The following is an 11,906-nucleotide window of genomic DNA, read 5'->3' on the forward strand; positions in this document are numbered from 1 at the left end:
TCAAGTTACCGAGGTGGGCCGGGCAGGTGCCGGCCGCACCATCCATGTGATCGGACAAATCGAGGTCAAGACACCATTGTGTGGGTCAGCGCGAGGTGGAGTCACGATCACTGGACGGAGAGGCCAACACCTACTCTGCCAGCCAGTCCCAGACCAGCCACTGTCAATACTCACAGCGCGAGGTTGCTGGGCCGCCGTCGGGTAGTAATCAGCCGTAGAGGGCTTCGGTGTCCTCGTCTACCCAGCCCTTCGACCGCTCCACTGCCTTGTTCCAGAGGCGGTAGAGACGGTCGACCGTCTCGTCGTCCATCGACGGGTTCCAGCGCTTGTCCTCGCGCCAGTTCTTGCGCACGTCTTCCCCACTGTTCCAGAACTTCACGGCGATCCCCGCCGCATATGCCGCGCCCAGCGCCGTGGTCTCGATGACCTCGGGACGGATGACGGGCACGCCGAGGAGGTCGGCCTGGAACTGCATGAGCGTCTCGTTCGCGACCATGCCCCCGTCGACCTTGAGCTCGGTGAGCTCGACGCCGGAGTCGAGGTTCATCGAGTCGAGGACCTCACGGGACTGGAAGGCCACGGACTCCAGGGCCGCACGGGCGATGTGGTTCTTGTTCACGTACCGTGTCAGCCCCACCATCACTCCGCGGGCATCGGACTCCCAGTGCGGAGCGAAGAGTCCGGAGAACGCGGGCACGATATAGCAGCCGCCGTTGTCATCGACCTGCTTCGCCAGGGTCTCGACCTCGGGGGCGTCATTGATGATTCCGAAGTTGTCGCGCAGCCACTGCACGAGCGAACCGGTCACGGCCACCGATCCCTCGAGCGCATAGACGGCTTCGTCCTCGCCGATCTTGTACGCAACCGTGGTGAGCAGACCGTTCTTGCTGGCCACCGGCTTGGTGCCGGTGTTGATGAGCATGAAGTTGCCGGTGCCATAGGTGTTCTTCGCCTGACCGACCTCGAAGCAGGCCTGACCGAAGGTCGCCGCCTGCTGATCGCCGAGGATGCCGCAGATCGGGGTGTCGATGATGAGTCCGTTCTTCGCCCCGTATCCGTAGACCTCCGAGCAGGACTTGATCTCGGGCAGCATCTCGACAGGGATGCCCATATCTGCCGCGATATCAGGATTCCAATCGAGGGTGTCGATGTTCATCAGCATCGTCCGCGAGGCGTTCGTGACGTCGGTGACGTGGATTCCGCCGTTGACGCCGCCGGTGAGGTTCCAGATCACCCAGGAGTCCATGGTCCCGAAGAGGAGGTCCCCGGCCGCGGCGGCTTCTTTGACCCCGTCGACGTTGTCGAAGATCCACTTGGCCTTCGGCCCGGCGAAGTACGTCGCCAGAGGCAGGCCCACCCGGTCCTTGTACTTATCGGGGCCTTCGTCCCCGGCGAGTTCGTCACAGACCTTCTGGGTGCGCGCGTCCTGCCACACGATGGCGTTGTAGACGGGTTCACCGGTGTGCTTGTTCCAGATGACGGTGGTCTCACGCTGGTTCGTGATGCCCACGCCTTCGAGCTGATGGCGGTTGATGTTCGCCCGGGTCAGTGCCTGACCGATCGCCTCGTTGGTGTTCTTGATGATCTCCACCGGATCGTGTTCGACCCAGCCGGCGCGAGGAAAGATCTGCTCGTGCTCGAGCTGGCCGGAGGACACGATCTGTCCGTCATAGTCGAAGACGATCGCCCGCGACGAGGTGGTGCCCTGGTCGATGGCGAGGATGAACTTTTCCTGACTCATTCTGACTCCTGTGTCGATGTGGTTATTGATGGTCTGCTCAGATGAGGGCTCGGGAGATGACGCCGGCAAGCACAGCACCGACGAGCGGGCCGAAGACCGGAACCCACGAATATGCCCAGTCGGAGCCGCCCTTGTTCGGGATCGGCAGCAGCGCATGCATGATACGAGGTCCGAGGTCACGAGCCGGGTTGATGGCGTAGCCGGTCGGTCCGCCCAAGGATGCGCCGATGGCGACGACGATCAGCGCGACCGCCAGCGGTCCGAGCCTGTCCGGTGTTCCTCCGAACAGGAGGATGACGATGACGAGCACGAACGTGGCCACGACCTCGGTGACGAAGTTCCATCCGTAGGAGCGGATCTCCGGCCCGGTGGAGAAGGTGCCGAGGATGTTCCCGGCGTCCTTCTCTTCGTCGTAGTGCTTCTTGTACACGGCCCAGGCGAGGAAGGCACCGAGCATCGCACCGATGAGTTCGGCGGCGAGGTACGCCACCGTGTTGACGAAGTTGACGGGTATGCCCTCGGCATATTCGCTGGCCCCGCTGGTGAGGATGCCGAACGTCACGGCGGGGTTGAGGTGTGCGCCGGTCTTGTAGGCGACGTAGACACCGGCGAAGACGGCGAGCCCCCAGCCGAAGGAGATCAGCAGCCAGCCGCCCCCATTGCCCTTGGTCTTGGTCAGGACGACATTGGCGACGACGCCGACGCCGAGCAGCATGAGCATCGCCGTACCGGCGATCTCGTAGAGGAAGATAGTGCCCATATCTCACAAACTCCTGTTGTTTGTCTTTCCGGTGGGTGTTCCGGTCGATGGCCGACCCGGTGGGTGCTCCGGGGCCGCTCGATATTCGATTGTCGGTATTCGGTTGTGGTCCCGCACTTCGCTGTGACAGTTTCAGTGGAGGGTCGCACCGACCAGAGTCGCCGCCGAGGCGTCGTCCTCCGTGGTCTCGGCCGCGACCTGGGCGTCGACGTGAGCGTGGAAGTCCGCGACCTCTGTCGCCTCACGGTCGGCGTCCCATCCGAGGACGGGAGCGACGATGGCGGCGACCGCCTCGGCGGCGTTCTTTCCCCTGTCCCGGGTTTCATAGTTCAGCCGCATCCGTCTCTCAAGGATGTCGCCGAGGTGGACGGCCCCCTCCGCGGCGGCCGCGTAGTGGGCTTCGACGCGCAGGTAGCGTTCGGCTCCTTCCAGCGGCTGACCGAGCTCGGGGTCCTCATCGACGAGGTCGAGCAGATCCTCGATGAGAGTGCCGTAGCGGCGGATGAGCCGTTTGACGCGATCTTCGTCCCATCCGTACTTCTCAGCGATCCCGGACTCGCCGCGCCGCAGCGCCCCCACTCCCTGAGCTCCGAGCAGCGGCACGGATTCGGTCAGCGACCGGCGGTCCTTCGCATCGTCGCCGAGGACGAAGTCGACGGCGTCTTCGGCCATCACCCGGTAGGTGGTGAACTTGCCTCCGGCAATCGCGGCCAGAGCGGGCTCGACCTCCATCACGGTGTGTTCGCGGGAGACCTTCGTGGAGGCCTGTCCCTCCTTGACGACCGGCTGGAGCAGCGGGCGCAGTCCGGAGTAGACGCCGATGACGTCGTCGCGGGTGAGCTTGTCGGCGAGGATGGCGTTGGCGTGTTCGAGCAGGTAGTCGATGTCCTGCGAGGTCGCCACCGGTGCGTCGACGTCTTCGGTCCACGGGGTGTCGGTGGTGCCGATGACCCAATAGCCTTCCCAGGGGATGACGAAGAGGACGGATTTCTCCGTCTTCGAGATGATCCCCGTGTTGGGGTCGGCCTTGATCCTGTCCTCGGCCACGGTGATGTGCACGCCCTTGGAGGCGAGCACCTTGAGCCCGGCGTCGGCCTTCGCCAGATCCTGCTGCTCTTCGGTCCAGACGCCTCCGGCGAGGATGGTGCGGCGGGCGTGGATGTCGAACTCTTCGCCGCTGATCTCGTCCCGGGCGTGGACGCCGGTGACCTGGTCGCCGTCGTGGAGGTAGCCGATCACGGAGACGTGGTTGGCGGCAGCGGCTCCGTAGCTCACGGCCGAGCGGACCAGGGTCATGACGAAGCGCGCGTCGTCGACCTTTGCGTCATAGTATTCGAGGGCGCCAACGGCGGCGTCGTCGGCCAGGCCCGGGAAGTGGGCGCTCAGGGCCTTCTTCCCCAGATGACGGTGCATCGGCACAGCGCGTTTACGACCCGGCCGGGTGGCCATCGTGTCGTAGAGGAGCACACCGGATCCGATGAAGGCCCGGTCGATGAGGCGGTGTTCGAAGGGGAACACGAAGGCGACGGGTTCGACGAGGTGGGGCGCGGTGTGCTGGAGCAGCAGGTCGCGTTCCTTCAGCGCCTCGGCGACGAGTTTGAAGTCGAGCATCTCGAGGTAGCGCAGTCCGCCGTGCATGAGCTTCGAGGACCGGGAGGAGGTTCCCGAGGCCCAGTCCTTCGCGTCGACGACACCGACCTTGAGTCCACGGGTGGCTGCGTCGAAGGCCGATCCCGCACCGGTCACTCCCCCGCCGACGACGAAGACGTCGAGCGGGTCGGCCGCACTCGTCGTCTTCAGAGTCTCCAGCGCCTGGTCACGGAAGTTCGGGGACAGCTCACCATTTCGCATCGGCAGGTTCGTGCTTTCTGTCAGAAGTATCGGGTCTCGGCCGATGTCGGCACGTGCAGATGAGTGCGAGTGCCACCTCGGCGACTAATCAAAAACTAGCAGGCGAACCTGAATTCCGATACCGACCGACAGACGCGCAGAAGGCCCAGCCGTGTCGGGGAGACGCTGAAATGAACTCCGACGGTAGTTCAGTCCAGGGCGGCGACGGGTTCGACGCGCATCGCCGAGGACTGCTCGGCCGAGTCGAGAAGATCGAGCTTGCGCATGATGATGCCTTCGCGCAGCGCCCAGGGGGAGATGTTCATGACGCCGATGTCGAAGATCGTGAAGGCCGCCTCGGCGACGATCGCTCCTGCCAGCACCTGACCGGCCCGGGCTTCGGAGACGCCGGGCAGGGTCGCCCGCTCCTCGGGGGTGCGTGAGGCGAGGGTGTCGATGATGCCGTCGAGGTCGCGGCGGAAGAGCTTCCGGGGCGCATAGATTCCGTCTCCGCTCGGGGCGGCTCCGGCGATGCGGGCCAGGGAGCGGAAGGTCTTCGACGAACCGACGATCTGGTCGGGCACTCCGACCCGGTTGATGTCGCCGGCGATGCGTCCGATCTGTGCCCGGGCATGCTTGCGCAGTCGGTGGATGTCGTCTTCCGTGGGCATCGGGTCGGGCAGGAAGTCCGAATAGGTTCGTCCGGCCCCGAGCGGAATCGACACGGCCGCCTGCGGGTACTCGTCCTGACCCGCCGCGATCTCCAGTGAACCGCCGCCGATGTCGAGCAGCAGGATCTTTCCCGCCGACCACCCGAACCAGCGGCGGGTGGCGAGGAACGTCACACGGGCTTCGTCCCGACCCGACATGACGTTGAGGGTGACCCCGAGCTGAGCGTTGATCGACTCGATGAGCCCGACCCCGTTCGGGGCCTCCCTGACCGCCGAGGTGGCGAACGCGAGGATCTGTTCCGCCCCTTGGTCTTCGGCGATCTCGACGGCATCGGTGATGAAGGAACGCAGTCGTTCCTGACCTTCGGCGTCGATCGTTCCGTCGTCGCTGAGGTACTCGGCGAGTCGGAGCACCTCCTTGTGCGAGGTGGCCGGCAGGGGCGGTGCTCCGACATGAGCGTCGACGACCAGGAGGTGGACGCTGTTGGAGCCGATATCGAGGACTGCTAGGCGCATTCGCCCAGTTTATCCTCTCCGCTGGGCTCAGCGATCACGGAGCTGGGAACCGTTCTGCCACGCAGATTTGGTGAAGCCGAATTCCGGCCGCTCCTTGGCGAAGAACGCTTCCTGACCGCGGGTGATCTCTGCCCGGTAGGCATCAGCGAGCCACCGAGGCGGCTCCGCGCCCTCGGGCAGCTCGCCGTCGAGGATCGCTTTGGCCCCGACCTGACTCAGTCGGGACAGCCCCACGATCCGCTCCCCCAGAACCTGCGCGTCGGCCAGCGGGGTATCGGAGATCTCGTGGAAGAAGCCGAGTTCGGCCATCTTCTCGAACTTCACGATCGAGGCCGTGATCAGCAGGTACCTGGCCCACGCGTCGCCGAGGATCTGCGCCAGGCGCTTCGTGGGTCCGGCGGGGTAGACGAGTCCGAGCTTCGCGGCGGTGACGCCGAAGATCGATCCGGGAGCGGCGATGCGGATATCGCAGGCCGCGGCGATTTCCGTTCCCCCGCCCACGCAGTTGCCTGTGATGGCTGCGATCGTCGGGGTCTGCGAGTTCGCCAGGGCCGCCTCGGCGGTGGAGTTGAGATCCCAGAAGTCGGCGAGCGGCACGTCGAGGTCGGCGATGTCCGAACCGGCGGAGAAATGTCCGCCGGCCCCGGTGATCACGAGCGCCCCGATCGAATCATCGGCGTCGACGTTCGCGATGATCTGCGGCAGCGTCCGCCACATCGCCCGCGAGATCGCATTGCGTTTGTCGGTCCGATCGATGACGAGGGTTCCGACCCCACCGGAGACGGTGAAGTCGAAACCCTCGAGATCGACCGGACGGTACGAACCGTCTGGTCTCATGTGTGTTCTGCCTTTCGAGAGGTCAGCCCCGGCTGTCGGGAACCTCGCGCTGGTCCTCACCGTCGTAGGCGCTCAGGGGCCGGATGAGTGCGTTGTCCGCCTGCTGCTCGAAGATATGAGCGGTCCACCCGGTGATGCGGGACATCACGAAGATCGGCGTGAACTGCTCGGTGTCGAAGCCCATGAGGTGGTAGGCCGGACCCGAGGGATAGTCGAGGTTCGGGTAGATGCCCTTGCGCCCGACGAAGTCCTCTTCGAAGGCGTTGTACAGATCGAGCAGATCGGTCGCCCCCTTGACCTCGACCATGTCCTCGAAGGCCTTGCGCATGGTGGGAACGCGCGAATCGCCGTTCTTGTACACGCGGTGGCCGAAGCCCATGATCTTCGCCTTCTTGTCCAGTGCGTCGTCGATCCAGGCCGAGGCCTTGTCGGCAGAGCCGACCTCTTCGAGCATCGCCATGACGGCCTCGTTCGCTCCGCCGTGCAGAGGCCCCTTGAGCGCGCCGACGGCACCGGCGACAGCCGAATACAGGTCCGACGTGGTCGAGGTGATGACGCGACCGGTGAAGGTCGAGGCATTGAACGAGTGCTCGGCGTAGAGGATCATCGACACGTCGAAGCAGCGCACGACCGCGTCGGCGGGAACCTCGTCGAAGACCATCTTGAAGAAGTTCGCGGCGTAGCCGAGGTCCTTCGTCGGTGCGATGGGGTCGAGGCCGTGACGGCGACGGTGGTCGATGGCCACGATCGTCGGCAGCTGGGCGTAGAGACGTTCGGCCTTGGCCAGGTTGGCCTCTTCGCCTTCGACGTCGGCCTCGGGGTCGACGGCACCGAGGTAGGCCACGGCCGTCTGCACGACGTGCATCGGGTGGCAGTCCTTGGGCAGGTCGAGGATGAGCTGGACGAGCTTGTCGTCGATGGCACGCTGGGCGCGCTCGCGCTCCTGGAATTCCCTCAGCTGCGCCTCGGAGGGCAGTTCGCCGTTCCAGATGAGGTAGGCGACGTCCTCGAAGCTGCGTTCGGCGGCGAGCTCCTGAACGGGATACCCGCGATAGGTCAGGGAGTTGGTCTCCTGGACCACTTTGGACACTGCGGTGGTGTCGACCACGACACCGGCGAGGCCCTTCTTGATTTCTTCGGTCACTGGTGACCCTCCTGTGAGAAGTTGAAGACTGCGGCGTCAAACTCGTTGTACGCCGCGTAGTCGATCGTGTCATACAGGTCCGCACGGGTCTGCATGCCCTCGAGCAGGTCCACCTGAGTGCCCTTGTCCCGAATGGTCTGCAGGCCCGATTTGATCGCACCCATGGCGAGACGCAGAGTCGTGACCGGGTAGATCACAAGCTTGACTCCGACATTCGCCAACTGTTCGGTGGTGAACAGTTCGCTCTTTCCGAATTCCGTCATGTTCGCCAGGATCGGCACATCGACGCTGGAAGCGAATCTCTCGAACTCTCCGAGATCGCGCATCGCTTCGGGGAAGATCATGTCCGCACCTGCATCGGCGTAGGCCTTCGCCCGGTCGATGGCGGCGTCGAGGCCTTCCCCGGCGCGGGAGTCGGTGCGGGCGCAGATGACGAAGTTCTCGTCCCGGCGCCCCTTGACGGCTGCCTTGATGCGCTTGGACATCTCGGCCGCGGTGACGACCTCCTTGCCGTCGAGGTGGCCGCAGCGCTTCGGATTGACCTGGTCTTCCAGGTGCATGCCCGAGATTCCGGCGTCCTCGAACTCCTGGACGGTGCGGGCCACATTCATGGCCTCGCCCCAACCGGTGTCGGCGTCGATGAAGGTCGGCAGGTTCGTCACCCGGGCGATATTGCGTCCGTGGTCGGCCACCTCGGTCAGCGTGGTCAGCCCGATGTCGGGCAGGCCCATGGCCGCGGAGAACGCTCCGCCGGAGATGTAGACGCCCTCGAATCCGATCTGCTCGATGATCTGGGCGTTGATCGGGTTGATGGCCCCGGGGAACGCGGCGATCTCATCGCCTGCGAGCAGCTCGCGGAACTTGGCGCGGCGCTCGGCGGGGGTTGCCTGTGCGCCGAGCATCAGAAGATGCCCTTCGATCCGCTGTGCTCGAGCCCGTCGACTGTGAAGCTGAGTTCGCCCACGCCCTCGGCATCGAGGCTCTCGAGGTTCTCGGCCAGGTCGATGAAGCGAGCCTGCTCCGAGTCGGAGACGATGCCCTCGGCCAGGGTCTTGAACTTCTCGATGTAGTTCGCACGGGCGAAGGGACGCGCGCCGAAGGGGTGAGCGTCGGCGACGGCGATTTCGTCGGTCAGCGTCGAGCCGTCCTCGAATTCGATCTCCACACGTCCGCCGAAGGCCTTTTCGTTCGGGTCGATCGAGTGGTAGCGACGGGTCCACTCGGGATCCTCGGTGGTCTCGATCTTGTGCCACAGCTCGACGGTGTCGGGACGGCCGGCACGCTCGGGAGCATAGGAGTGCTCGTGGTGCCAGCCCTGATCCTGCATGGCCACGGCGAAGATGTACATGATCGAGTGATCGAGGGTCTCACGGCTGGCCCCCGGATCCATCTTCTGCGGATCGTTCGCACCGGTGCCGATGACGTAGTGGGTGTGGTGCGAGGTGTGGATGACGATGCGTCTGATCTTCGACAGGTCCTCGATCTGTCCGCCGAGCTTGCGGGCGAGGTCGATGAGCGCCTGGGCCTGGTACTCGGCCGAGTGCTCCTTGGTGTAGGTGTCGAGGATCGCGCGCTTCGCTTCGCCCTTGCCCGGCAGCGGGATGGTGTAGCGGGCCTCGGGGCCGGAGAGTATCCAGGCGATGAAGCCGTCCTCACCTTCGTAGATCGGGTTCGGTGCACCCTCGCCGCGCATCGCACGGTCGACGGATTCGACGGCCATCTTGCCGGCGAAAGCCGGAGCGTGGGCCTTCCACGACGAGATCTCACCCTTGCGCGACTGACGGGTCGCGGTGGTCACGTGCAGAGCCTGCTGGACGGCCTGGAAGGTGATCTCGGTGGGCAGGTGGAGCAGCGCACCGATGCCGGCTGCGGCCGAGGGGCCGAGGTGGGCGACGTGGTCGATCTTGTGCTCGTGCAGGCACATTCCCTTGACGAGGTCGACCTGGATCTCGTAGCCGGTGGCCACACCGTTGATGAGGTCCTTTCCGCCGATGCCCTTGTGCTGTGCGACGGCGAGCACGGCCGGGATGTTGTCACCGGGATGCGAGTATTCGGCGGCGAGGAACGTGTCGTGGAAATCGAGTTCGCGCACGGCCACACCGTTGGCCCAAGCGGCCCATTCCGGGGAGAAGCGGTCGCTCACCGGCAGGCCGAAGATGTTGGCACCGGGATTGAACGGGTGGGTCTGGGCCTGCTCACGAGCGTGGGTCGGAGCGGACCGGCGCACGGATGCCGCAGCGACGGCAGCGTTGTCGATGACGCGGTTGATGACCATCTCAGTGACCTCCGCGTCCACGGAGGTCGGGTCGGATGCGACCTCGGCGATCTTCCATGCGAGCTGATCCTCACGAGCCAGGTTCTCTGAGCTCTTGTAGGTACGGACTTCATGATTGATCATGGATACCCCTTCATAGTCCTTGACCGGAAATGGTCACATAGTGCTGACACAACTGTAGGCCACGTCACTTGGCAGATCTCTGCCGGTCGGAAATTTATCTCGACATCAAGATACTTTACCCGATACGTGTCCTGGTTCACCAACAGGGGCTCCGGACTCTTCTGCCGCGAGAGAGGTTATGGGAATATTGGGTCATGACCCGAACTGCACTGGACTTCGATGAGAACTGGTTCGACGACGCAGAGTACGCACGCCTGCGCAGACGCATGCCGATCCCCTATGTCAACGCCATCCCCGTGCGGGTGGGCGAGAGCGGCAATGTCGAGCGCATCGGCCTGCTGCTGCGCAGCCTCGAGGACGGCACCCTCGGACGAGAGCTCGTGGGTGGGCGGATCCGCTTCCACGAGACCATCCGCACCTCGCTGATGCGTCACGCCGAGAACGACCTCGGCCCGATGGCACTGCCGGTCATTCCGCCTGCGATCAGCCCGTTCCACATCGCCGAATACTTCCCCACCGAAGGTTCGGCCCTGCTCCATGATCCGCGCCAGCATGCGATCGCCATGTGCTTCGTCCTCGAGGTCCGCGGCGAATGCACTCCGCGTGCCGATGCGCTCAGCCTCGATTGGCTGACTCCCGAGGAGACTCTGCGTCCCGACATCGTCGGCGAGCTCTGCTACGGTCAGGACCATATCCTGCGCATCGCCCTGGCTCACCTGGGCTTCCGCGTCTGAGGTCCGGGCCCTTGCCGGTGAGACGAAGATTCTCGCCGCACACGTTTTTCTACATAGCGTAGAACTCTGTTGGTAGACTGAAAGCGACGCAGACGATACCGCCAGTCGGGGCCGTCGTCGGCGTCTGGGTTGGACAGGCCCCGATCGAGAGGTGCGAGATGTCTGCTCAATCCAGTTCGTCCGAATCCGGCCTGAACCTCGAACTCGGCGTCCTCGTCGGCTTCGACGGCTCCGAACTCGCCGCCCGGGCTGTCCGTTACGGCGCCGTCGAGGCCGAACGCCGCAGAACCGTTCTCACCGTCGTCACCGCCTATGAGCTGCCGACGATGATCTATCCGAATATGGCCTCCATCCCCAGCGAACCCGAGGATGACAAGGCGAAGAGGGAAGCAGAGAAGACACTCGCCGAGGCGGTCGAACTCCTGGGCGACTACTCCGGTGAGACGTCCTTCCGCACAGCACCCGGCAATTCCGCCGGTGCGCTCGTCACGCTCAGCGCCGACGCCGAGGTCGTCATCGTCGGTGCCCGCGGGCGCGGCGGCTTCATGGGCCGCGTCCTCGGATCCGTATCCACGGCTCTGCCGGCCCATGCGAACTGCCCGACGATCGTCGTCCCCGAACGGTCGACCTCGGAATCCGCAGACAAGGCTCCGGTGGTCGTCGCCGTCGACGGTTCGGACACCGGTCGGGTCGCCATGTTCACGGCTGCCGCCGAGGCCGCTGTGCGCGGGGCGGAACTCGAACTCGTCGCAGTGCTGCCGGCCGGCGAGGAATGGCTCTACTGGTACCCCGACCTGGAACTCAGCTCCGAGGTCACCACACGTCGGCAGAAGCAGCTGACCGAAGGGCTGGAGAAGGAGGCCGGAACGCTGTCCGAGCAGTTCCCGGATCTGACGGTGACCACCTCGGTGCCGGTCGGCGACCCCACCGAGACGCTGGTCGAGATCACCTCACGCGCACAGCTGACTGTGATGGGCACTCGCGGGCGCGGACGGATCCGCAGCGCTCTGCTGGGATCCGTCTCACGCGGCGTCCTCAACCACGCCGAGGGCCCGGTCATGGTGGTCTGATCAGCAGCGTCCGGTCGTTCGAGACCCGTCGACGAGCAGGGGCACGGGAAGTGAACCGGTCGCGGCCGCCGCCGCGCTCCTCTGTTGTACAGTGGTGGCTACGACAGGGGAGCGCCGTCAGGGGCGCTGAGAGTGCAGAAGAAGCTGCAGACCCTCGAACCTGATGCGGTTAGCACCGCCGAAGGAAGTCGAGACTCTTCACCCC

At 64.9% G+C, this 11,906-nt stretch carries 10 protein-coding genes and 1 riboswitch; of the genes, 2 read left to right on the forward strand and 8 right to left on the reverse strand.

Going from position 1 to position 11,906, the window contains the following annotated elements; genetic code table 11:
• Positions 1-208 precede the first annotated feature (208 nt).
• From glpK to GUY37_RS13755, 8 genes are all read right to left on the reverse strand, one after another.
• On the reverse strand, positions 209-1,741 hold the full coding sequence (glpK, locus tag GUY37_RS13720; RefSeq protein ID WP_166826607.1) for a glycerol kinase GlpK: 1,533 nt from the start codon (positions 1,739-1,741) through the stop codon (positions 209-211).
• Between the two features lie 37 nt (positions 1,742-1,778).
• Complete coding sequence (locus GUY37_RS13725; protein WP_152348506.1) at positions 1,779-2,501, reverse strand: MIP/aquaporin family protein; 723 nt, start codon at positions 2,499-2,501, stop codon at positions 1,779-1,781.
• A gap of 132 nt (positions 2,502-2,633) precedes the next feature.
• Positions 2,634-4,352, reverse strand: a complete 1,719-nt coding sequence (locus GUY37_RS13730) for a glycerol-3-phosphate dehydrogenase/oxidase (protein WP_166826610.1) — start codon at positions 4,350-4,352, stop codon at positions 2,634-2,636.
• Positions 4,353-4,540: 188 nt separating this feature from the next.
• Entirely contained in the window at positions 4,541-5,518 is a 978-nt protein-coding gene (locus tag GUY37_RS13735; protein ID WP_166826613.1) for a Ppx/GppA phosphatase family protein, read from the reverse strand.
• A gap of 27 nt (positions 5,519-5,545) precedes the next feature.
• On the reverse strand, positions 5,546-6,355 hold the full coding sequence (locus GUY37_RS13740; RefSeq protein ID WP_166826617.1) for an enoyl-CoA hydratase/isomerase family protein: 810 nt from the start codon (positions 6,353-6,355) through the stop codon (positions 5,546-5,548).
• Between the two features lie 22 nt (positions 6,356-6,377).
• Entirely contained in the window at positions 6,378-7,499 is a 1,122-nt protein-coding gene (locus GUY37_RS13745) for a bifunctional 2-methylcitrate synthase/citrate synthase (RefSeq protein ID WP_166826620.1), read from the reverse strand.
• On the reverse strand, positions 7,496-8,401 hold the full coding sequence (gene prpB, locus GUY37_RS13750) for a methylisocitrate lyase (RefSeq protein ID WP_152348511.1): 906 nt from the start codon (positions 8,399-8,401) through the stop codon (positions 7,496-7,498). The genes GUY37_RS13745 and prpB overlap by 4 nt, the downstream gene beginning before the upstream one ends.
• Positions 8,401-9,897 carry an MmgE/PrpD family protein gene (locus GUY37_RS13755; RefSeq protein ID WP_166826623.1) on the reverse strand — a complete coding sequence of 499 codons (1,497 nt, stop codon included), beginning with the start codon at positions 9,895-9,897 and terminating at the stop codon, positions 8,401-8,403. Before GUY37_RS13755 ends, prpB begins: the two co-directional genes overlap by 1 nt.
• A 194-nt stretch (positions 9,898-10,091) precedes the next feature.
• Here GUY37_RS13755 and GUY37_RS13760 point away from each other — a divergent pair, with 194 nt between their 5' ends.
• Both GUY37_RS13760 and GUY37_RS13765 read left to right on the forward strand, forming a co-directional pair.
• Positions 10,092-10,631 (forward strand): DUF4916 domain-containing protein, encoded by a 540-nt coding sequence (locus GUY37_RS13760; protein WP_166826626.1) that lies wholly within the window; start codon positions 10,092-10,094, stop codon positions 10,629-10,631.
• Between the two features lie 158 nt (positions 10,632-10,789).
• Positions 10,790-11,701 (forward strand): universal stress protein, encoded by a 912-nt coding sequence (locus tag GUY37_RS13765; RefSeq protein WP_166826629.1) that lies wholly within the window; start codon positions 10,790-10,792, stop codon positions 11,699-11,701.
• Between the two features lie 95 nt (positions 11,702-11,796).
• Positions 11,797-11,905: riboswitch (TPP riboswitch) on the forward strand.
• Position 11,906: the final 1 nt, after the last annotated feature.

The sequence above is a fragment of the Brevibacterium limosum genome (assembly GCF_011617705.1).
Lineage (GTDB): Bacteria > Actinomycetota > Actinomycetes > Actinomycetales > Brevibacteriaceae > Brevibacterium > Brevibacterium limosum.